The organism is Streptomyces sp. NPDC033229 (assembly GCF_055576875.1).
In genome coordinates this window covers 68,183-88,340 of sequence record NZ_JBVIQR010000002.1, presented here as the reverse complement: position 1 = coordinate 88,340, position 20,158 = coordinate 68,183, and the positions used below count along the sequence as shown (strand labels likewise).

The 20,158-nt window shown below is 72.0% G+C and carries 20 protein-coding genes; 14 read left to right on the top strand and 6 right to left on the bottom strand.

Features of this window, described 5'->3' with window-relative positions:
- Nucleotides 1-169: 169 nt before the first annotated feature.
- From ACZ53N_RS02290 to ACZ53N_RS02280, 3 genes are all read left to right on the top strand, one after another.
- Nucleotides 170-607: a gamma-glutamylcyclotransferase family protein gene (locus tag ACZ53N_RS02290; protein WP_130879574.1), complete on the top strand. Its 438-nt coding sequence runs from the start codon at nt 170-172 to the stop codon at nt 605-607.
- 126 nt (nt 608-733) lie between these two features.
- A complete protein-coding gene (locus ACZ53N_RS02285) occupies nt 734-1,555 on the top strand; it encodes a purine-nucleoside phosphorylase (protein WP_130879573.1) in 822 nt (273 codons plus the stop codon).
- 548 nt (nt 1,556-2,103) lie between these two features.
- On the top strand, nt 2,104-3,771 hold the full coding sequence (locus tag ACZ53N_RS02280) for a phospho-sugar mutase (protein WP_469139086.1): 1,668 nt from the start codon (nt 2,104-2,106) through the stop codon (nt 3,769-3,771).
- A gap of 214 nt (nt 3,772-3,985) precedes the next feature.
- On the opposite strand, the gene ACZ53N_RS02275 is transcribed toward ACZ53N_RS02280, so the two are convergent.
- On the bottom strand, nt 3,986-4,633 hold the full coding sequence (locus ACZ53N_RS02275; RefSeq protein ID WP_469139085.1) for a PH domain-containing protein: 648 nt from the start codon (nt 4,631-4,633) through the stop codon (nt 3,986-3,988).
- Nucleotides 4,634-4,736: 103 nt separating this feature from the next.
- Here ACZ53N_RS02275 and deoC point away from each other — a divergent pair, with 103 nt between their 5' ends.
- Genes deoC through ACZ53N_RS02260 form a run of 3 tightly spaced genes read left to right on the top strand, consistent with a single transcriptional unit; the run spans nt 4,737 to nt 8,039 of the window.
- Entirely contained in the window at nt 4,737-5,729 is a 993-nt protein-coding gene (gene deoC, locus ACZ53N_RS02270) for a deoxyribose-phosphate aldolase (protein WP_469139369.1), read from the top strand.
- The gene (locus ACZ53N_RS02265; protein ID WP_469139368.1) at nt 5,726-7,162 is read left to right on the top strand and encodes an aldehyde dehydrogenase family protein; all 1,437 of its coding nucleotides are present in this window, start codon (nt 5,726-5,728) and stop codon (nt 7,160-7,162) included. The genes deoC and ACZ53N_RS02265 overlap by 4 nt, the downstream gene beginning before the upstream one ends.
- Nucleotides 7,155-8,039: an aldehyde dehydrogenase family protein gene (locus ACZ53N_RS02260; RefSeq protein WP_469139084.1), complete on the top strand. Its 885-nt coding sequence runs from the start codon at nt 7,155-7,157 to the stop codon at nt 8,037-8,039. Before ACZ53N_RS02265 ends, ACZ53N_RS02260 begins: the two co-directional genes overlap by 8 nt.
- A gap of 269 nt (nt 8,040-8,308) precedes the next feature.
- Here ACZ53N_RS02260 and ACZ53N_RS02255 read toward each other — a convergent pair whose 3' ends face one another.
- Nucleotides 8,309-8,746 (bottom strand): hypothetical protein, encoded by a 438-nt coding sequence (locus ACZ53N_RS02255; protein WP_469139083.1) that lies wholly within the window; start codon nt 8,744-8,746, stop codon nt 8,309-8,311.
- Nucleotides 8,747-8,873: 127 nt separating this feature from the next.
- Between ACZ53N_RS02255 and ACZ53N_RS02250 the strand changes: the two genes are divergently transcribed.
- On the top strand, nt 8,874-9,524 hold the full coding sequence (locus ACZ53N_RS02250) for an ATP-binding protein (RefSeq protein ID WP_469139082.1): 651 nt from the start codon (nt 8,874-8,876) through the stop codon (nt 9,522-9,524).
- A 254-nt stretch (nt 9,525-9,778) separates the two neighbouring features.
- Here the strand turns inward: ACZ53N_RS02250 and ACZ53N_RS02245 are convergent, their stop codons facing one another.
- Nucleotides 9,779-10,537, bottom strand: a complete 759-nt coding sequence (locus ACZ53N_RS02245; RefSeq protein ID WP_469139081.1) for a SigE family RNA polymerase sigma factor — start codon at nt 10,535-10,537, stop codon at nt 9,779-9,781.
- Between the two features lie 241 nt (nt 10,538-10,778).
- Here ACZ53N_RS02245 and afsQ1 point away from each other — a divergent pair, with 241 nt between their 5' ends.
- The 5 genes from afsQ1 to ACZ53N_RS02220 all read left to right on the top strand — a co-directional run bounded on the left by afsQ1 (nt 10,779) and on the right by ACZ53N_RS02220 (nt 14,657).
- The gene (afsQ1, locus tag ACZ53N_RS02240) at nt 10,779-11,456 is read left to right on the top strand and encodes a response regulator (protein WP_207303965.1); all 678 of its coding nucleotides are present in this window, start codon (nt 10,779-10,781) and stop codon (nt 11,454-11,456) included.
- A 100-nt stretch (nt 11,457-11,556) separates the two neighbouring features.
- Entirely contained in the window at nt 11,557-13,077 is a 1,521-nt protein-coding gene (locus tag ACZ53N_RS02235; protein WP_469139367.1) for an ATP-binding protein, read from the top strand.
- On the top strand, nt 13,074-13,715 hold the full coding sequence (locus ACZ53N_RS02230; protein ID WP_469139080.1) for a hypothetical protein: 642 nt from the start codon (nt 13,074-13,076) through the stop codon (nt 13,713-13,715). Before ACZ53N_RS02235 ends, ACZ53N_RS02230 begins: the two co-directional genes overlap by 4 nt.
- A gap of 69 nt (nt 13,716-13,784) precedes the next feature.
- Nucleotides 13,785-14,339 (top strand): VanZ family protein, encoded by a 555-nt coding sequence (locus ACZ53N_RS02225; protein ID WP_469139366.1) that lies wholly within the window; start codon nt 13,785-13,787, stop codon nt 14,337-14,339.
- A gap of 108 nt (nt 14,340-14,447) precedes the next feature.
- Nucleotides 14,448-14,657 carry a PspC domain-containing protein gene (locus ACZ53N_RS02220; RefSeq protein WP_130879562.1) on the top strand — a complete coding sequence of 70 codons (210 nt, stop codon included), beginning with the start codon at nt 14,448-14,450 and terminating at the stop codon, nt 14,655-14,657.
- Between the two features lie 178 nt (nt 14,658-14,835).
- Here the strand turns inward: ACZ53N_RS02220 and ACZ53N_RS02215 are convergent, their stop codons facing one another.
- Together ACZ53N_RS02215 and ACZ53N_RS02210 are read right to left on the bottom strand one after the other, a co-directional pair.
- A complete protein-coding gene (locus ACZ53N_RS02215) occupies nt 14,836-15,222 on the bottom strand; it encodes an ATP-binding protein (RefSeq protein WP_356457913.1) in 387 nt (128 codons plus the stop codon).
- 137 nt (nt 15,223-15,359) lie between these two features.
- Nucleotides 15,360-16,526 (bottom strand): adenosine deaminase, encoded by a 1,167-nt coding sequence (locus ACZ53N_RS02210; protein WP_469139079.1) that lies wholly within the window; start codon nt 16,524-16,526, stop codon nt 15,360-15,362.
- Between the two features lie 103 nt (nt 16,527-16,629).
- Here ACZ53N_RS02210 and ACZ53N_RS02205 point away from each other — a divergent pair, with 103 nt between their 5' ends.
- Nucleotides 16,630-17,397, top strand: a complete 768-nt coding sequence (locus ACZ53N_RS02205; RefSeq protein ID WP_469139078.1) for an alpha/beta hydrolase — start codon at nt 16,630-16,632, stop codon at nt 17,395-17,397.
- A gap of 197 nt (nt 17,398-17,594) precedes the next feature.
- Here the strand turns inward: ACZ53N_RS02205 and ACZ53N_RS02200 are convergent, their stop codons facing one another.
- Complete coding sequence (locus tag ACZ53N_RS02200) at nt 17,595-18,605, bottom strand: LysR family transcriptional regulator (protein ID WP_207303964.1); 1,011 nt, start codon at nt 18,603-18,605, stop codon at nt 17,595-17,597.
- Between the two features lie 62 nt (nt 18,606-18,667).
- Here ACZ53N_RS02200 and ACZ53N_RS02195 point away from each other — a divergent pair, with 62 nt between their 5' ends.
- The gene (locus ACZ53N_RS02195; RefSeq protein ID WP_469139077.1) at nt 18,668-19,978 is read left to right on the top strand and encodes an MFS transporter; all 1,311 of its coding nucleotides are present in this window, start codon (nt 18,668-18,670) and stop codon (nt 19,976-19,978) included.
- Nucleotides 19,979-20,158: the final 180 nt, after the last annotated feature.

The window sequence follows — 20,158 nt, the reverse complement described above, 5'->3', positions numbered from 1 at the left end:
CGGGGCCCGTATACGCGATTTCGCACGTAATACACCGTGATCCAGGCGATCCCGTCCGGGGCGGCATCCGAGGATCCGTACGAGGTTCGGCAGCAGGTTCCGCGCGAACCGTCTCTTCGAGACTGCCACCCCAAATGCCGTCCCGCCTCACTCCCGTACCCTCAGAACCATGTCGCTCTACGCCGCGTACGCCGGCAACCTCGACGCGCGGCTGATGTCCCGCCGCGCACCGCACTCGCCGCTGCGCGGCACGGGCTGGCTCGCCGACTGGCGGCTGACCTTCGGCGGCGAGCAGATGGGCTGGGAAGGGGCGCTCGCGACGGTCGTCGAGGCACCGCGCTCCCAGGTCTTCGTCGCCCTCTACGACATCGCCCCGATGGACGAGGACTCGATGGACCGTTGGGAGGGTGTCGGCCTCGACATCTACCGGCGGATGCGGGTCCGGGTCCACACCCTGGACGGCGAGGAACCGGCTTGGATCTACGTCCTGAACGGTTACGAGGGGGGCCTGCCCTCCGCGCGCTACCTCGGTGAGATCGCCGACGCCGCGGAGTCGGCGGGCGCCCCTCACGACTATGTGATGGAACTACGCAAACGACCCTGCTGACCAGGTAGGGCCGAACGGTGGGAAACGATGAGAAATCGGTCTCGTCTAAAACCACAAGGCAACAATCGGAACACCGTCACCAGAGACATCTACGCGCGTAGGCCATTAGCGGTTACCCTCGTCCGCGTGAACGCATCAGTTACTCCGGACATCCAGGCCGACCCGTACACCGCGGCCGACGCCGCCGCCGCCCGCCTGCGCGAGCTCACGGGCGCCGAGACCCACGACGTCGCCCTGGTCATGGGCTCCGGCTGGCTCCCCGCCACCGAGGCACTCGGTACCCCCGAGGCCGAGTTCCCCGTCACCGAGCTGCCCGGCTTCCCGCCGCCGGCCGTGGCCGGGCACGCGGGCACCATCCGCTCGTACAAGGTCAACGACAAGCGCGTCCTGGTCTTCCTCGGCCGCACGCACTACTACGAGGGCCGTGGCGTCGCCGCCGTCGCCCACGGTGTCCGCACGGCCGTCGCCGCGGGCGCCAAGACCATCGTCCTGACCAACGGCTGCGGTGGCCTCCGCGAGGGCATGCGCCCCGGCCAGCCGGTGCTGATCAGCGACCACATCAACCTCACGGCGACCTCGCCGATCGTCGGCGCGAACTTCGTCGACCTCACCGACCTCTACTCCCCGCGGCTGCGCGCGCTGTGCAAGGAGGTGGACGCGACCCTCGAGGAGGGCGTCTACGTCCAGCTCCCCGGCCCGCACTACGAGACCCCGGCCGAGATCAAGATGGTCCGCACCATCGGTGGCGACCTGGTCGGCATGTCCACCACGCTCGAGGCCATCGCGGCCCGCGAGGCGGGCGCCGAGATCCTCGGCATCTCCCTGGTCACGAACCTGGCCGCGGGCATGACGGGCGAGCCGCTCAACCACGAAGAGGTCCTGCAGGCGGGTCGCGATTCCGCTGCGCGGATGGGGACGCTGCTGGCCAGCGTTCTGGACCGTCTCTGACATTTCGTCTGCGGCGGGCGGTTCGCCTGCGGCGGGCTGGTGAGACTCCGCCGTCGGCCCAGTACCGCGCCGTGTCCCGCCTTCGGCGGTAGTGGGATGTGGGCCGTCGGCCCTTGTGCGGGCCCGGCCATTGGTCGGGCCCGTGCCGCTCCGGTGGGCCGCGGGGCTGCTTCGCTTTACGCCCCGCGACCCACCTGCGCGTCCCGAGCCCTCACGTCCGTAGGCCTGCGGCGCCTCCGCCCCGGTGGGAGAGATGGACGGGGACCCCGGACGTGATGGCACCGCGCGGATACGGGAGGGGACGGGGTGGGGTGGGCCCGGCAAGGGGCGTAACGCGTGATTTGCGGGCCCAATCTCAGGGCACCGATGCAACACCGGGTAACGGGCCCGAAAATCATGCAGCCCCGTAGGGCCCGCCCCACCCCGGCACCGACCCACCCACCGGGCTCGCGCACCTCGGCACCGCCCCCGACCCGCCCCGGCCCAGGCACCGGCACCGGCCGCCGCACCCCCAGTTCGAACCCCCTGACCACTCCGGAGGAGAACCCGTGGAGCGAGACCTCATCACGCTGGCCAAGTCGTGGCTGGCCGAGGACCCCGACCCCGACACCCGCGACGAGCTGGCCAAGCTCATCGACGCCGAGGACCTGACCGAGCTGACCGCCCGATTCGGCGGCACCCTCCAGTTCGGCACCGCCGGTCTCCGCGGTGAGCTCGGTGCCGGGCCGATGCGCATGAACCGCGCCGTCGTCATCCGCGCGGCCGCCGGTCTCGCCGCGTACCTCAAGAAGCAGGGGCACGCGGGCGGCGTGGTCGTCATCGGCTACGACGCCCGCCACAAGAGCGCCGACTTCGCCCGCGACACGGCCGCCGTCATGGTCGGCGCGGGCCTGCGCGCCGCGCTGCTGCCGCGCCCGCTGCCCACGCCCGTGCTCGCCTTCGCGATCCGCCACCTCGGCGCGGTCGCCGGTGTCGAGGTGACCGCCAGCCACAACCCGCCGCGTGACAACGGCTACAAGGTCTACCTCGGCGACGGCTCCCAGATCGTGCCGCCCGCCGACGGGGAGATCGCCGCGGAAATCGCCGCGATCGCGAACCTCGACGACGTGCCCCGCCCGAGCGCCGGCTGGGAGACCCTGCGCGACTCCGTGGTGGAGGCCTACCTGGAGCGCACCGACGCCGTCCTGACCGCCGGCTCCCCGCGTGACGTCCGCGTGGTCTACACGCCCATGCACGGGGTCGGCCACGACACCCTGACGGCCGCCTTCGCGCGCGCCGGGTTCCCCGCGCCGACCGTGGTCGCCGAGCAGGCCGAGCCGGACCCCGACTTCCCCACCGTCGCCTTCCCCAACCCGGAGGAGCCGGGCGCGATGGATCTGGCGTTCGCCACCGCCCGTGAGGCGGCGCCGGACATCGTCATCGCCAACGACCCGGACGCGGACCGCTGCGCCGTCGCCGTCCCCGACCCGGACAGCGTCGTGGGCTGGCGCATGCTGCGCGGCGACGAGGTGGGCGCGCTGCTGGCCACGCACCTGGTGCACAAGAAGGCGACCGGGACGTTCGCCACGACGATCGTCTCGTCCTCGCTGCTCTCCCGGATCGCTGCCGCCGCGCCGGGCGCCGCGTACGAGGAGACGCTCACCGGCTTCAAGTGGCTGGCCCGCGTGGACGGCCTGCGCTACGCCTACGAGGAGGCGCTGGGCTACTGCGTCGACCCCGAGGGTGTCCGCGACAAGGACGGCATCACCGCCGCCCTCCTGATCGCGGAGCTGGCCGCCGAGCTCAAGGCCGCCGGGCGCACGCTCACCGACCTGCTGGACGACCTCGCCGTCCAGCACGGCCTGCACGCCACGGACCAGCTGTCGGTGCGCGTCGAGGACCTGTCGCTGATCGCGAACGCCATGCGGCGGCTGCGCGAGCAGCCCCCGACGACTCTCGCGGGGCTCCGGGTCTCCTCCGCGGAGGACCTGTCCGAGGGTACGGAGTCGCTGCCGCCGACCGACGGTCTGCGGTACCACCTGGCGGGTGACGCCTCGGGCGCCGTCTCCGCGGCGCGCGTCATCGTCCGCCCGAGCGGCACCGAGCCCAAGATCAAGTGCTATCTGGAGGTCGTCGTCCCGGTGACCGACGCGAGCGCCCTCACCGCCGCCCGCACCCAGGCCGAAACGGTCCTCGCCGCCATCAAGGCCGACCTGTCCAAGGCCGCGGGTATCTGACCCGTCCGCACCACCGCTGCGCGGCGGTGTCCTCAAACGCCGGACGGGCTGCTGCGCTATGTCCTCAAACTCCGGACGGGCTGGTTGGCCGAGCCCAGCCACATCAAGCCCGTCCGGCGTTTGAGGACGCGCCCGCAGGGCGCCCGCCGCCGCAGGGGCAAGGACAGCCCGCGGCAGGCGGCAAGCGGCAAGGACAGCCCGCGGCAAGCGACTGTCACGCGACAGCGAACAGCACCACGAGCAGCACCAGCCCCACCACGGACGGCACGATCAGCTCGAAGGCCCACCGCACCTCCGGCTCCCCCTGCGCCCCCGGACGCGAAGCGTTCCGCTCCGCGAGTTCGCGCAGGTCGTCGATCGCCTGGTCCGCGGGGGCCCGGGTGAAGCCGGAGACCCCGACCGGGACCGTGCCGGTGACGTCCTCCGAAGCCGCCCGTGCCTGCCGCCGCGCCGCGGACTTGCGCTGGCGGAGGGAGACGGGGATGGCCCAGAGCTGGTACTTGGCGCCGCCCGCCAGGACCTCGCTGGAGTAGCCGGCGCGGACGCCGGCCACGCTGGCCCAGGGCAGCGTGATCGTGCGGAAGGGGTTGCGCACCCGGAGGGTGTCCTCGCCCGCCCACACCGCGGGACGCAGTGTGAAGGCGATCACCAGGGGCACCCCGCACAGCAGCGCGGCCAGGGTGAGCCAGGGAGTGCGTCCCGCGCCGCGTACGATCGCGTCGCCGCCCAGCCAGGCGCCGATCAGAAGCAACAGCACGCCGCCGCCGATGCCTGCGGCGGAGCGGTAGCACCGCTCGGCGTACCCCTTGTCCGGTGTGTTCTCAGGGGGCCGTGGTGCGGATGAGTCGTCCGGGCTCGTCATGCCGCCGATTGTGCACCACGCCCGCAGGAGGCAGTGTGGTGCAGGGGACGCCACCCTGGGGGGTGACACGCGCTACGCGCGTAGATATGCTCATCCGGTGACCATGCCCACTGTTCCCTCAAACGGCAACGAAGCCGCCGAGCGACTGGCGTCGATGGCGGACGTGACCGCCTCCGACGGTGCGCTGCGCCGCTTCCTGCACGGCCTGCCGGGTGTCGACACGGTCGGGCTCGAGGCCCGCGCCGCCATGCTCGGCACCCGCTCGATCAAGACGACGGCGAAGGCGTACGCCATCGACCTGGCGATCTCCATGATCGACCTGACGACGCTCGAGGGCGCGGACACCCCGGGCAAGGTCCGGGCGTTGTGCGCCAAGGGCGTCAACCCCGATCCGACCGACCGCACCACGCCCAAGGTCGCGGCGATCTGCGTCTATCCCGACATGGCGGCCACCGCCGCCGAGGCCCTCAAGGGCTCCGGCGTCAACGTCGCCTCCGTCGCCACCGCCTTCCCGGCCGGCCGCGCCGCGCTGCCGGTGAAGCTGGCCGACACCCGGGACGCCGTCGCGGCGGGCGCGGACGAGATCGACATGGTGATCGACCGTGGCGCCTTCCTCTCCGGCCGCTATCTGAGCGTGTTCGAGGAGATCAAGGCCGTCAAGGAAGCCTGCCGCCGGGAAGACGGCAGCGCCGCCCGGCTCAAGGTCATCTTCGAGACCGGCGAGCTGTCGACGTACGACAACATCCGCCGCGCCTCCTGGCTCGGCATGCTGGCCGGCGCCGACTTCATCAAGACCTCGACGGGCAAGGTCGCGGTGAACGCCACCCCGGCGAACACCCTGCTGATGCTGGAGGCGGTCCGCGACTTCCGCGCCACCACGGGCGTCCAGGTGGGCGTGAAGCCGGCCGGCGGCATCCGCACCACGAAGGACGCGCTGAAGTTCCTGGTCCTCGTCAACGAGACCGTCGGTGAGGAGTGGCTGACCAACACCTGGTTCCGCTTCGGCGCCTCCAGCCTCCTCAACGACCTGCTGATGCAGCGCCAGAAGCTGAGCACCGGGCGCTACTCCGGTCCCGACTACGTGACGGTGGACTGATCATGGCCTTTGAATACGCACCCGCGCCGGAGTCGCGCGCGGTCGTCGACATCGCCCCGTCCTACGGGCTGTTCATCGACGGCGAGTTCCGCGACGCCTCGGACGGCAAGGTCTTCAAGACCCTCTCCCCCTCCTCCGAGGAGGTCCTCTCCGAGGTCGCGCAGGGCTCGGCCGAGGACGTGGACGCGGCGGTCAAGGCCGCCCGCAAGGCGTTCGAGAAGTGGTCGGCGCTGCCGGGCGCCGAGCGCGCCAAGTACCTGTTCCGGATCGCCCGGATCATCCAGGAGCGCTCGCGCGAGCTGGCCGTCCTGGAGACCCTGGACAACGGCAAGCCGATCCGTGAGACGCGCGACGCCGACCTGCCGCTGGTCGCCGCGCACTTCTTCTACTACGCGGGCTGGGCCGACAAGCTCGACCACGCCGGCTACGGCCCGAACCCGAAGGCGCTGGGCGTCGCGGGCCAGGTCATCCCGTGGAACTTCCCGCTGCTGATGCTGGCCTGGAAGATCGCCCCGGCGCTCGCCACGGGCAACACGGTCGTCCTCAAGCCGGCCGAGACCACCCCGCTGTCGGCGCTGTTCTTCGCGGACATCTGCCGCCAGGCCGGTCTCCCCAAGGGTGTCGTCAACATCGTCACCGGTGACGGCTCCACGGGCGCCGCGCTGGTCGAGCACCCGGGCGTCGACAAGGTCGCCTTCACCGGCTCCACCGCCGTCGGCAAGGCCATCGCGCGCAGCGTCGCCGGTACGGACAAGAAGCTGACCCTGGAACTGGGCGGCAAGGGCGCGAACATCGTCTTCGACGACGCGCCCATCGACCAGGCCGTCGAGGGCATTGTCAACGGCATCTTCTTCAACCAGGGCCAGGTCTGCTGCGCGGGCTCCCGGCTGCTGGTGCAGGAGTCCATCCAGGACGAGCTGCTGGACGCGCTCAAGCGTCGGCTGTCCACGCTGCGCCTCGGCGACCCGCTGGACAAGAACACCGACATCGGTGCGATCAACTCCGCCGAGCAGCTGGCCCGGATCAAGGCCCTCGCCGACAGCGGCGAGGCCGAGGGCGCCGAGCGCTGGGCCCCGTCCTGCGAGCTGCCCTCCGCGGGTTACTGGTTCGCCCCGACGCTCTTCACGAACGTCACGCAGGCGCACCGCATCGCCCGCGAGGAGATCTTCGGCCCGGTCCTGTCGGTGCTGTCCTTCCGCACCCCGGCCGAGGCCGTCGCGAAGGCCAACAACTCGCAGTACGGGCTGTCGGCGGGCATCTGGACCGAGAAGGGTTCGCGGATCCTGTCGGTGGCGAACAGCCTGCGCGCGGGCGTCGTCTGGGCCAATACGTTCAACAAGTTCGACCCGACCTCGCCCTTCGGCGGCTACAAGGAGTCGGGCTTCGGCCGCGAGGGTGGCCGTCACGGTCTGGAGGCCTACCTCGATGTCTGAGCGACTCAGTGTCTTCAAGACCTACAAGCTGTTCGTCGGGGGCAAGTTCCCCCGGTCCGAGAGCGGGCGGGTGTACGAGGTGACGGACTCAAAGGGCAAGTGGCTCGCCAACGCCCCGCTGTCGTCCCGCAAGGACGCGCGTGACGCGGTCGTCGCGGCGCGCAAGGCGACGGGCGGCTGGGCGGGCGCGACCGCGTACAACCGCGGCCAGATCCTCTACCGCGTGGCCGAGATGCTGGAGGGCCGCCGCGAGCAGTTCGTCGCGGAGGTCGCCGACGCCGAGGGGCTCTCGAAGTCCAAGGCGGCGGCCCAGGTGGACGCGGCGATCGACCGCTGGGTCTGGTACGCGGGCTGGACCGACAAGATCGCGCAGATCGTCGGTGGCGCGAACCCGGTCGCGGGGCCGTACTTCAACCTCTCGACGCCGGAGCCGACCGGTGTGGTGGCCGTCCTGGCGCCGCAGGAGTCGTCCTTCCTCGGTCTGGTGTCCGTGATCGCCCCGGTGATCGCGGTCGGCAACACGGTCGTGGTCATCGCCTCCGAGAAGGCCCCGCTCCCGGCGCTGTCGCTGGGTGAGGTGCTCGCCACCTCCGATGTGCCCGGCGGTGTGGTCAACATCCTGTCCGGCAGGACCGCGGAGGTCTCCCCGTCCCTCGCCGCGCACCAGGACGTCAACGCGATCGACCTGGCCGGTGCCGACGCGGAGCTGTCGAAGGAGCTCCAGATCGCCGCGGCGGACAACCTCAAGCGCGTTCTCCGTCCACAGGCTGTGGACTGGTCCGCCGACCCCGGCACTGACCGGATGACGGCGTTCCTGGAGACGAAGACCGTCTGGCACCCGACCGGTTCGCTCGGCGCGGGTGGCTCCGCCTACTGATAGCCCGACCCACGTCTCGCCTGACCGGCGGTTCATTGGCCACCGGCCCGGTTTTGCCGCTCGCCTGACCGGCGGGTCGTTAACCACCGGCCCGGTTTTGCCGCCTGCGGCGGCGAGGCGCCCTGCGGGCGCGTCCTCAATCGCCGGACGGGCTGGATGTGGCTGAGGCCAGCCACACAGAACGACGACGGCGGCTCCCCGGACCGGGAGCCGCCGCCGTCGCGCACGCGCGGCCATCGGACGGCCAGCAGACGGCCGTCAGCCGGCCGTCAGCCGGGCAGGAACTGCGCCGCGTAGCTCAGCAGCGGCAATTGCTCCAGGGCGCCGCCCTGGGAGAGCGGCGCGGTAACCATCGCGGTGCTCACGGGCTGGAAGTCGGCGACCTGGGTGCCGACCGCGTTGTCCGTCGGGTCGCTGCCCGTACCGGCGAGCGGGTTGAGCCGCAGCACCTTGAGCGGGCCCAAGGCGCCCGCGGAGGAGTGGTACAGCGACTGGCCGAGGGCCGTCCCGGCCGACTCCGCCGAGATCTCGCCGAGCGAGACGCCGACCGGCTGGGCGCTGTCCTTGGCGGGCGCGGCGTTCGCGCTCGCCGCGCCGCCCGCGACGAACGCAGCTCCCGCCGATACGGACACCCCGACGCGCACGAGGCCGCGCGGGAGCCCCGGACGGGGAGACTTGGAGCGTGCGTGTCGTGCGTGCGAGGCCATGGCCACCTGCCGGGTAGGTCGGGTGAGTCGGAGGACGACAACGCAACGTAGTGGAATAGTGACGTTTCGCGCACGTTTCGACCCGGGGGGATCCCCCAGGCGGCCCAATGCCTCACACTGGTGTCCCGTGACTCCCCACCTGACTGAAGCGCGCGTCATCCTGCTGACCGGACCCTCTGGTTCCGGAAAGTCGTCCCTCGCGGCCCGCACGGGACTGCCCGTGCTCAACCTCGACGACTTCTACAAGGAGGGCGACGACCCGACCCTGCCGCAGCTCGGGGACGGGTCCGGCGCCGACTGGGACTCGCCGCTGTCGTGGGACGCGGAGGCGGCCGTCGCCGCGATCGACGCCCTGTGCCGCACGGCCCGTACGCCGGTGCCGCTGTACGACATCTCCACCAGCTCGCGGACCGGGGAGAGCACGCTGGACATCGGGCGCACCTCGCTGTTCATCGCGGAGGGCATCTTCGCCGCGGACATCATCGAGCGCTGCCGGGAGCTGGGCGTCCTCGCCGACGCGCTGTGTCTGCGGGGCCGCCCCTCGACGACCTTCCGCCACCGGCTGGTGCGCGACCTGCGGGAGGCCCGTAAGCCCGTCCCGTACCTCGTGCGCCGCGGTCTGCGGCTGATGCGCGCCGAGCGCGGCATCGTGGCCCGGCAGACGGCGCTCGGCGCGTACGCCTGCGACAAGGACGCGGCCATGGGCCGGATAGCCGCCGCGGCCGCCGGACGGCGCGAGACATGCGCACCCGGGCCCGACCCGGTACGGGTGGCCTGAGCGGCCTGAGCAGCCTGCGCGGACGCCGCTTGACCGGCCCCCTGAGCGGGCCCCCGCAGGATGGCGAAGCGCGGGCCCCCGCAGGACGACGAAACGGCGAGAGCGGGCAGGACAGACCCCCCGGCTGTCCGCCCGCTCTCTCCCCCGTGGTTCCCCCGTTGGTCCCCGGCCCTGGCTGCAGGCCGTCGTTGCCGCCTGCGGCGGCGAGCGCCCTGCGGGCGCGTCCTCAATCGCCGGACGGGCTGAAATCAGCCCTAGGCCACCAGTTCGCCGAAGGACTCGACGGCGCCACGGCCGGAGCCGATGACCTCGTCCTCGCGCAGCCGGCGCAGCGAGCGCCAGATGCTGCTCTTGACCGTGCCGACGCTGATGTCGAGGATGTCCGCGATCTCCGGGTCGGTGCGGCCTTCGTAGTAGCGCAGCACCAGCATCGTGCGCTGGAGTTCGGGCAGCCGGGCCAGCGCCTGCCAGAGCACGGCGCGCAGTTCGGTGCCGCGCATCGCGTCCTGGTCGCCCACCGTCTCCGGCAGCTCCTCCGTCGGGTACTCGTTGAGCTTCCGCCGGCGCCAGGCGCTGATGTGCAGATTGGTCATGGTGCGGCGCAGATAGCCGCCCACCGCCGCCTTGTCGGCGATCCGGTCCCAGGCGCGGTAGGTGGAGAACAGCGCGCTCTGGAGCAGGTCCTCCGCCTCGTAACGGTCACCGGTCAAGTGATAGGCGGTCGCGTACAGGGAGGCCCGGCGCTCCTGGACGTAGGCGGTGAACTCCGCCTCCGTCCGGGACTCGGCCCTGGGTTCCCCCGAACCCCCGGGCTTTCCCCCCGTGCCCCGGTCGGCCTCCCCGTACACGCTCGCGTCGATGGCCGCCAGGTACATGGCCTGCGACCGTCCACGTCCGGTGCCGCGGGCGCACCCCCGTCCGCCCACGGCACCGGACTTCTCCGAACCCCGCCCGGCGTCGTGCAGGCGCGTGCGAATGACTGCGCTGGTCGTGGTGCTGTGCAGTGTGTTCATCTCGCGCCCCCCGTCGGTGGAGCCAGCTCGGTCCGATTGCGTCCCGAGCCCTGGTACCGCTCGGTGAAACCAAAGCCTGCCGGGCCAGTTTCATGGCGTTGTCCGCCGACTGTCACAGCCCTGCAACAGGGCACTGAGCACTCCGGACGCACTCCGGACGCACTTCCGTACCCGCTCCGGCCGCACTCCGGACGACGCCGTCTGTCGAACTGAGGGCCACTCTTAGGCCAGAATGACCACCGTGCCTTTCCTGTTGCTGATCGAGGACGACGACGCCATCCGCACGGCCCTCGAGTTCTCCCTGTCCCGCCAAGGTCACCGAGTGGTGACCGCGGCGACCGGCGAGGACGGCCTGAAGCTGCTGCGCGAGCAGCGGCCGGATCTGATCGTGCTGGACGTCATGCTGCCCGGGATCGACGGTTTCGAGGTCTGCCGCCGGATCCGGCGCACCGACCAGCTGCCGATCATTCTGCTGACCGCGCGCAACGACGACATCGACGTCGTGGTCGGTCTGGAGTCCGGGGCGGACGACTATGTGGTCAAGCCCGTGCAGGGCCGGGTGCTCGACGCCCGGATCCGCGCGGTGCTGCGCCGCGGCGAGCGGGAGTCCAACGACTCGGCGTCGTTCGGCTCGCTGGTCATCGACCGTTCCGCGATGACCGTCACCAAGAACGGCGAGGATCTGCAACTCACCCCGACCGAGCTGCGGCTGCTGCTGGAGCTCAGCCGGCGGCCGGGGCAGGCGCTGTCCCGGCAGCAGTTGCTGCGGCTGGTGTGGGAGCACGACTACCTCGGCGACTCGCGGCTGGTGGACGCCTGTGTGCAGCGGCTGCGCGCCAAGGTCGAGGACGTTCCGTCCTCCCCGACCCTGATCCGTACGGTCCGCGGGGTCGGCTACCGCCTGGACACCCCGCAGTGATCACTTCGGCCCGCCACAACAGCACAGAGAGCGCACCGTGAATCAAGAGCCCGGTCGGGTACGGGGCTGGGCGGCGGCGAAGCGGGTCGTGCAGCTCAGCATGCGGTGGGTGAGCCTCCGGCTGCGGCTGATGCTCGTCTTCGCGCTGGTCTCGCTGGCCGCGGCGGTGTCCGCGTCCGCCATCGCGTACTGGCTCAACCGCGACGCGGTCCTCACCCGCACCCAGAACGCCGCCCTGGACGACTTCCGCAAGTCCCTCCAGGACAACACGGGGTCGCTGCCGCTGACCCCGACCTGCCCCGAGCTGCAGGAGGCCGCGGACCGGATGGCCGCCACCTCGCAGAAGTACGAGGTGCTGCTGATCGACAAGGTCACCGGCGGCGGCAGTTGCGCGGCACCCTCGGACCGGGACCTGTTCGCGCTCGAGGTCGTGCCCGAGTCGCTGCGCAAGGCCGTGAACCGCGAGCGGCCGGTCACCGAGTCGAACCGCTACCCGTACCACCTGTACTGGCAGCGGATCACGCTCGACGGCAAGCCCTATCTCGTCGGCGGCGCCAAGGTGATCGGCGGCGGGCCCACCGGCTATCTGCTGAAGTCCCTGGACAACGAGCGGGCGGACCTCAACTCCCTCGCCTGGTCCCTGGGCATCGCCACCGGCCTCGCCCTGATCGGCTCGGCCCTGCTCGCCCAGGCCGCCGCCTCGACCGTGCTGCGGCCCGTGCAGCGGCTCGGTGACGCGGCGCGGCGGCTCGGCGAGGGCAAGCTGGACACCCGGCTCCAGGTGTCGGGCACGGACGAGCTGGCGGATCTGTCGCGGACGTTCAACAGGACGGCGGAGTCGCTGCAAAAACGCGTCGAGGACCTGAGCGCCCGGGAGGCCGCGAGCCGGCGCTTCGTCGCCGACATGTCGCACGAGCTGCGGACCCCGCTCACGGCGATCACCGCGGTGACCGAGGTGCTGGAGGACGAGGCGGAGAACCTCGACCCGATGATCGCGCCTGCGGTGCAGCTCGTGGTGAGCGAGACCAGGCGGCTGAACGACCTGGTGGAGAATCTGATGGAGGTCACCCGCTTCGACGCGGGCACCGCCCGGCTGGTGCTCGACGACGTGGACGTCGCGGACCAGGTCACCGCCTGCATCGACGCCCGCGCCTGGCTGGACGCGGTCGAGCTGGACGCCGAGCGCGGGATCATGGCGCTGCTCGACCCGCGCCGTCTCGACGTGATTCTCGCCAACCTCATCGGCAACGCCCTCAAGCACGGCGGCTCGCCGGTGCGGGTGGCCGTGCGGACGGTGGACGACTCCCTGGTGATCGAGGTGCGCGACCACGGCCCCGGCATCCCCGAGGACGTCCTGCCGCACGTCTTCGACCGCTTCTACAAGGCGAGCGCGTCCCGCCCCCGCTCCGAGGGCAGCGGTCTGGGGCTGTCGATCGCCCTGGAGAACGCCCATATCCACGGTGGCGAGATCACCGCCGCCAACTCGCCCGACGGCGGCGCGGTCTTCACCCTCACCCTCCCCCGGGGGACGGCCACGGAGAGTGAGCCGGACGACGGGGACGGGAGCGAGGCGGACGGCGACGGCTCGTCGCCGGGTACGGCTGAGGGGAACGCGCGATGAGGACCGTGACCGCGAGGACCGCGGCCCGGGCCGCCGCCCGGGCACTCGGACCGGCACTCGCCCTGACGCTCGGGCTGGGCGCCCTGGCCGGGTGCGGGATCCGGGGCACGGCCGTGCCGGTGGACGCCGGCAGCGCGCCCTCGCGGGCGACGTGTGTCGTGCGCTCCGGCGCGCAGAGCCTGCCGCCGGCGGGCACCGTCGCCATGTCCGTGCAGCTCGTGTGCGGTTCGCAGCTGCTGCCGGTGCCCCGGGGCATGACACTGCCCGAGCGCACGCCGGAGGACCCCCCGGCGGTCGCACAGGCGCTCCTGGAGGAGCTGCGCCGGGCCCCCTCGTCCACCGAAGCCGCCGCCGGGTTCTCCACGGACGTCCCGCTGCGGCTGTCCGTCAGCGGGCCGCGCAAGGACGATCCGGCCGGGACGCTGCGGCTGAGCCGCGCCCCGGAGGAGCTGCCGCCGCTCGCGGTGGCGCAGCTGGTGTGCACGTTCACGGGCACCGCCGCGACCGGCGGCAAGGCCGCCGTCGTCCTCGGCGGGCCGGGCGACGAGGCCCCCAAGCGCTTCGCGTGCACCGACGAGGTCCGGACCCGCCCGGAGACCGTGCGGGGCACCGTCGTCCGAGGGGGCGCCGCGGCGTAGCGCCGGGGTGTTGACGCTCTGTTGCCGACCGGCGGAACCGCGCGGGGCGCGCGCCGCGTCCTGTGGGGCGTGCAGGGTCATGGTTACGGCGGTACGACCGCCCTCCGATACCGCTACCGCGTCGCGGGCTGCGTCCTTCTGGCCGTCCACCTTCTCGTCGTCGGCTGGCTGGCCCTGCGCCCGCTGACCGCGCCGTGGGTGACCGCCGCGCAGGTCGAGCCGCTGGCCACCATCCGCGCCGACCTGGCGCTGGCGCCATGGGACGCGACCCGGGCGATCGGCGCGATGGTGCTGACGTTCGCGCCGCTGGGCGTGCTGCTGCCGTGGGCCCGCGGCCGGCTGGCGGTGTCGTCGCTGGGCTCGCTGACCCGCACGGTGTTCACCAGCGCGATGATCGCGCTGCTGCTCCAGGTGGTGCAGAGCGGCGTCGTGGGCCAGGTGCTGAACGGGGACGCGCTGTTGCTGAACGTGATGGGGGTGACCCTCGCGCATCTCGCGGTGGTCCCCGCCGTCCGGGCCCGGCTCCGTCGCGGGGGTGAGGTGCGGCCCCGCAAAGCCCTCCGCCGGGATGAGGTGACTCAGGGTATGACCCCGACGATCCCCAGGGTCGGTATCGCCCCTTAGAGCGACGCTTTGCCCGGTGCGCGGTCGTAGCGTGGAGTCATCAGGGAAACCCCCCGCGGCCGTCGCGTGACCATCGCGTCGCCGCACCGACGACGAGGAGTCGCCACCATGTCCGCTCCGCTGGTCCGCCCCCGGAACAACAGGATGATCGCCGGTGTCTGCGCGGGTCTGGCCCAGCGCTTCGGCGTCTCCCGGACGACGATGCGGGTGATCTTCCTGGTCTCCTGCCTGCTGCCCGGCCCCCAGTTCGTGCTCTATCTGGCGCTGTGGCTGCTGCTGCCGAGCGAGAAGGCGCACAGCGAGGCCACGGCGTGGTGACCTCGGGTATGTCCGACGGGCCTTCGGCTGCGGGCCCGTCGTAGCCGCCTGCGGCGGCGGGCGCCCTGCGGGCGCGTCCTCAAGCGCCGGACACACACCCTAGGCGCCCCTTCACGCACGCACGGCGGGCCGCGCACCCCTTACGGGTGCGCGGCCCGCTCGTCGCGCGGTACGGGCGTCAGCCGGTGAGGCCACCGACCGGGAGGCCCTTGGTGGGCAGGTTGCCGGCGAGGGCGCCGGGCTGCAGGCCGCCGAGCAGACCGCCGTTGCCCTTGGTGTCGGTCGGCAGGAGGTGGGGGGCCGCCGCGGTGTCGACGGCCTTGGCGGCGCTCGTCACGACACCGGTGGCGATGGCCCGGTTCACGGCGGAGACGACCGGGCCCCCGGCCGGGGCCAGGTTGGCGACCTGCTCGACGGGGAGGCCCGCCATGGCGCCCTGGGCGGTGGTGCTGACCGACTCGAGAGTTCCGGCGGTACCGGCCGCGGAGGCGGTGCCCGCCGCAGTGACGGCGAAGGCGGCACCGACGGCGGCGACACCGAGCGTCTTGATGGTTCCCTGCTTCATCAGAAATCTGTCCTCGTGACGGGGGGATTTTGAGCGGCACTGCAACCTAGTCACGAGTTCGGGGAGCCCGCAAACAATGACACGGCCGGGACATTGAAGTCCCGGCCGTTTTCACTGTATTCGACGCTGATGGACCGTCAGCCCTCGGTGGAGCCGGAATTGCTGGTCACAGCGGTTGCGGCGGCCGTCTGGCGGAACAGCCACTCCGACCGCAGCTCGGCATAACCCGGCTTGATCACGTCATTGATCATGGCCAGACGTTCATCGAATGGGATGAACGCGGACTTCATCGCGTTGACGGTGAACCACTGCATGTCGTCGAGGGAATAGCCGAACGCCTTGACCAGGTGCTCGAATTCGGCGCTCATGCTCGTGCCGCTCATCAGACGATTATCCGTATTCACCGTCAGACGGAAATGCAACTTCCGCAGGAGGCCGATCGGGTGCTCCTCGTACGAGCTCGCGGCGGCGGTCTGGAGGTTCGAGGTGGGGCACATCTCCAGCGGGATGCGCTTGTCCCGGACGTACGACGCCAGCCGGCCGAGCGTGACCGTGCCGTCCTCCGCGACCTCGATGTCGTCGATGATGCGCACGCCGTGGCCGAGCCGGTCGGCGCCGCACCACTGCAGGGCCTGCCAGATGGACGGCAGACCGAAGGCCTCGCCCGCGTGGATCGTGAAGTGGTTGTTCTCGCGCTTGAGGTACTCGAACGCGTCCAGGTGGCGGGTGGGCGGGAAGCCCGCCTCCGCGCCCGCGATGTCGAAGCCGGCCACGCCGCTGTCGCGGTAGCGGTTGGCGAGTTCGGCGATCTCCAGCGCACGGGCGGCGTGCCGCATGGCGGTGAGCAGCGCGCCGACGCGGATGCGGTGACCGTTGGCCTTGGCCCGGCGCTCGCCCTCGCGGAAGCCCTCGTTCACGGCCTCGACGACCTCTTCGAGGGTGAGCCCGCGCTCCAGGTGCTGCTCGGGGGCGTAGCGCACCTCGGCGTAGACGACGCCGTCCTCGGCCAGGTCCTCGGCGCACTCGGCGGCCACCCGGACCAGGGCCTCACGGGTCTGCATGACGGCACAGGTGTGCGCGAACGTCTCCAGGTAGCGCTCCAGCGAACCGGAGTCGGCCGCCTCGCGGAACCAGACACCCAGCTTGTCCGGGTCGGTCTCGGGGAGGTTGGTGTAGCCGATCTCGCGAGCGAGATCGACGACGGTACCGGGGCGCAGGCCGCCGTCCAGGTGGTCGTGGAGCAGCACCTTGGGCGCGCGACGGATCTGATCGGGAGTGGGGTGTGCGGTGGTCTCGCTCGTCATCTCGGCACTCTAGCCCCTACGCGCGTAGATGGCGGCGAACGATACGGAAAGGTGACCCGGCGGCGGGGTGGACACCACCCGGCCTTCTGCCATCGTTTCTGCCATGGCTCAGCAAGCGTTGCCGCAGCGGGACCCGGAAAGAACGGTCCGCCTCGGAAAGCCGCTCGGTGCCGGGCACACCGTGCACGGTGTGGCCCTGTTGCTCCCCGGCGGCCGGGCCGCCGGGACCCGGCGCCCCTCCCCCCTGACGCTCGCCGCGCAGCGCCCGCTGGCTCGTCGGCTGACCCGGGCGGGTGAGGGCGAAGGGCTGGTCACCCATGTGGTCCGCTATCGCTACCGCGGCTGGAACGGCGCCGCGGCCCACCCGGTGCGGGACGCGGAGTGGGCCGCGGACGAGGTCGTGCGGCGCTACGGCGATGTGCCGGTCGTCCTGATCGGCACGGGCATGGGGGCGCGCGCCGCCCTGAGCGCCGCCGGGCATGCGGCGGTGACCTCGGTACTGGCGCTCTCCCCCTGGCTGCCGGAGCCGGAGGCCGTCATCGACCCCGACCCGGTCCGGCAGCTCGCGGGCCGCACGGTACTGCTCGTGCACGGCACGGACGACGAGCGCACCGACCCCGACCTCTCCTACCGGCTCGCCGAGCGGGCCAAGAAGGTCAACCGCGACACCTGCCGGTTCGAGGTCCACTCCGACGGCCACGGCCTCCGGCAGCACCGGCCCGAAGTGCTGGCCCTGGCGGCGGACTTCGTACGGGGTTCGCTGTTCGGCCACCACTACGCGCGGCCGCTGGCGGATGCGCTGGCGGCGCCGCCGCCGCTGGGGTTGCGCATGCCGCTTGCCTCCGGCTTCGGGGAGTCTTTGGGGCATTAGCCGTGTCCGGCGGACCGTATCCGCACCACCGCTGCGCGGCGGTGTCCGGGGTCGCCGGACGGGCTTGATATGGCTGGCCTCAGCCGATATCAGCCCGTCCGGCGATTGAGGACGCGCCCGCAGGGCGCCCGCCGCCGCAGGCGGCAAAGACGGCCCGCGGCCGAAGATCCGCCGGCCGGGTCACCGTGCTGTGTCCGCTAACCGTGCAGCAACTGCCCCCGCCGGGACAGCAGGAACTTCTTGAACGCCGCCACCGGCGGGGTGTCGGGATGACCGTCGAGCCAGGCCACGCCGATCTCACGGAAGGCGCGCGGCGCGGTGACGGTCAGCTCGACGACCCCGGGGCGGGGGACGGCCGGGGGCGGCAGCAGCGCGACGCCGAGGCCCGCGGCCACCAGGCCGCGGAGCGTCTCGGCCTCCTCGCCCTCGAAGGCGACCTTCGGGGTGAACCCCGCCTCCGCGCAGACCGCGTCGGTGATGCGGCGCAGGCCGTAGCCGGGTTCGAGGGTGACGAAGAGTTCGGCGGCGGCCTCGGCGAGCCGGACGCGCTTGCGGGCGGCCAGCGGGTGGTCCTCGGGGACGACGAGGCGTAGCTTCTGCTCGTCGAGGCGGCGGGCGACCAGGTCGGGGGCGTCGGGCACGGGCGAGGTCAGACACAGGTCGAGGTCGCCGGTGCGCAGCCGTTCCAGCATGGCCTCGCCGTAGTTCTGGACGAGCTGGAACCGTACGCGCGGGTGATCGACGCGGAAGGCGCGGATGAGGCCGGGGACGGTCTCGGGGCCGAGGGTGTGCAGAAAGCCGAAGGCGACCTTGCCGGCCGCCGGGTCGGCGTCGGCCCGTACGGATTCGGCGGCGCGGTCGACCTCCGACAGGGCGCGCTCGACGGAGACGAGAAAGGCGCGGCCGGCGGCGGTGAGGGAGACGGTGCGGCCGTGCCGGGCGAACAGCGCGACGCCGAGGTCGTGTTCGAGGCGGGCCATCGCCCGGCTGAGGGTGGACTGCGGCATGGCGAGCTGCTGCGCGGCCCGGGTGACGTGCTCGTGGCGGGCGACGGCCACGAACTGCGCGAGGCGCGGGGTGAGGGTGACCGCCCAGGAATCCACCTCGATGTCAGGTGTGTCGGGTGTTACCGGGATGTCAAAATTCTTGGTAACTCCCGTGTTGCCACTTGGTGACAGAGCCCTGGCTGACCTGCGCTGATGCTGCATGGGAACGATTATCGCGATTTTGTGCATTGGACGCATGAGCGGTGCGTGCCTACGGTCGGTACATGCCTCCTGCGGATACCGGGGCATCCGACGTGATCACGCGTCCGGATGCCTCTGCCTCGTCGTCCCCGACTCCTGTCTCTCCCTCCTCGCCCTGCGACACCAAGCTGGCCCCCGGCGGGCCCGGCTACCGTCGGATGAGCTTCGCGCTCTTCGCCGCCGGTGTCGCCACCTTCGCGCTCCTCTACTCCACGCAGGCCCTGCTGCCCGCGATCTCCGCCGACCTCGGAGTGACGCCGGATCAGGCGAGCTGGACCGTGTCCGCCGCGACGGGCGCGCTCGCCGTCGCCGTCGTCCCGCTGAGCGCGCTCTCCGAGCGCTTCGGGCGCCGCGCGATGATGACGGCCGCGCTCTGTGTGGCCGCGCTCGTGTCGCTGCTCGTGCCGTTCGCCCCGGACCTCGGCTGGCTGATCGCGCTGCGCGCCGTGCAGGGCGTGGCGCTGGCCGGACTGCCCGCCTCGGCGATGGCGTTCCTGGCGGAGGAGGTGCGGCCGAAGGCGCTGGTCGGCGCGATCGGACTGTTCGTCGCGGGCAACGCCATCGGTGGCATGTCCGGACGGATCGTCACCGGCTGGGTGGCCCAGGCCTGGGGCTGGCGGGCCGGGCTCGCCGCGGTCGGGCTGATGGCCATGGTGTGCGCGGTCGTCTTCCGGCTGCTGATCCCGAAGGCCCGGCACTTCACCTCGTCCACCGTCTCGCCGCGCGCCCTGGCCCGTACGGTCGGCGGTCACCTCTCCGACCCGCTGCTGCGCCGGCTGTACGCGATCGGCGCGCTGTTCATGACCGTCTTCGGCGCGGTCTACACGGTCATCGGCTACCGCCTGGTCGAGGCGCCGTTCTCGCTGCCGCAGGGTGTCGTCGGTTCGATCTTCCTGGTCTACCTGGTGGGCACCGTCTCCTCGGCGGCGGCCGGAAAGCTCGTCGGCCGGCTGGGCCGACGGGGGGCGCTGTATCTGGCGGTGGGCACGACGACGGCCGGACTGCTGCTGTCCCTGACGGAGTCGCTGGGGGCCGTACTGCTCGGCCTGGTCCTCATCACGGCGGGTTTCTTCGCGGGCCACGCGGTGGCCTCGTCCTCGGTGAGCCGCGCGGCCAAGACGGGCCGGGCGCAGGCGTCGGCGCTCTATCAGACGGCGTACTACCTGGGCAGCTCGCTGGGCGGCACGGTGGGCGCTGCCGCTTATGGCCTGGGGGGCTGGGACGGCACGGTCGTCCTCGGCCTGGTGGCCATGGTGGCCGCGGCATCCATCACCCTCTACGCCACCCGGAAGGCGCTCGCCGAGCAGCGGGTGCTCGTGGCGGCCCGCCGCTGAGGCCCCACCTGCCGCACCACCGCTGCGCGGCGGTGTCCTCAAACGCCGGACGGGCTTGGGGTGGCTGAGCTCAGCCAAAACAAAAACGGCCGGGGAACCGAAAGAGGGTGAGAGAGGGGGTCAAACAAGAGCGGGGTCGGGGTGAAATCCGTTGCGGTCGGGGAGTCGTCCGCCGCGGCC

Coding starts and splice junctions, on each gene's coding strand:
- ACZ53N_RS02290 (WP_130879574.1), top strand. CDS start 170: ATGTCGCTCTACGCCGCGTACGCCGGCAACCTCGACGCGCGGCTGATG.
- ACZ53N_RS02275 (WP_469139085.1), bottom strand. CDS start 4,633: ATGACGAGCCCGGACGACTCATCCGCACCACGGCCCCCTGAGAACACA.
- deoC (WP_469139369.1), top strand. CDS start 4,737: ATGCCCACTGTTCCCTCAAACGGCAACGAAGCCGCCGAGCGACTGGCG.
- ACZ53N_RS02260 (WP_469139084.1), top strand. CDS start 7,155: ATGTCTGAGCGACTCAGTGTCTTCAAGACCTACAAGCTGTTCGTCGGG.
- ACZ53N_RS02255 (WP_469139083.1), bottom strand. CDS start 8,746: ATGGCCTCGCACGCACGACACGCACGCTCCAAGTCTCCCCGTCCGGGG.
- ACZ53N_RS02245 (WP_469139081.1), bottom strand. CDS start 10,537: ATGAACACACTGCACAGCACCACGACCAGCGCAGTCATTCGCACGCGC.
- ACZ53N_RS02235 (WP_469139367.1), top strand. CDS start 11,557: ATGCGGTGGGTGAGCCTCCGGCTGCGGCTGATGCTCGTCTTCGCGCTG.
- ACZ53N_RS02230 (WP_469139080.1), top strand. CDS start 13,074: ATGAGGACCGTGACCGCGAGGACCGCGGCCCGGGCCGCCGCCCGGGCA.
- ACZ53N_RS02220 (WP_130879562.1), top strand. CDS start 14,448: ATGTCCGCTCCGCTGGTCCGCCCCCGGAACAACAGGATGATCGCCGGT.
- ACZ53N_RS02215 (WP_356457913.1), bottom strand. CDS start 15,222: ATGAAGCAGGGAACCATCAAGACGCTCGGTGTCGCCGCCGTCGGTGCC.
- ACZ53N_RS02210 (WP_469139079.1), bottom strand. CDS start 16,526: ATGACGAGCGAGACCACCGCACACCCCACTCCCGATCAGATCCGTCGC.
- ACZ53N_RS02205 (WP_469139078.1), top strand. CDS start 16,630: ATGGCTCAGCAAGCGTTGCCGCAGCGGGACCCGGAAAGAACGGTCCGC.
- ACZ53N_RS02200 (WP_207303964.1), bottom strand. CDS start 18,605: ATGCAGCATCAGCGCAGGTCAGCCAGGGCTCTGTCACCAAGTGGCAAC.
- ACZ53N_RS02195 (WP_469139077.1), top strand. CDS start 18,668: ATGCCTCCTGCGGATACCGGGGCATCCGACGTGATCACGCGTCCGGAT.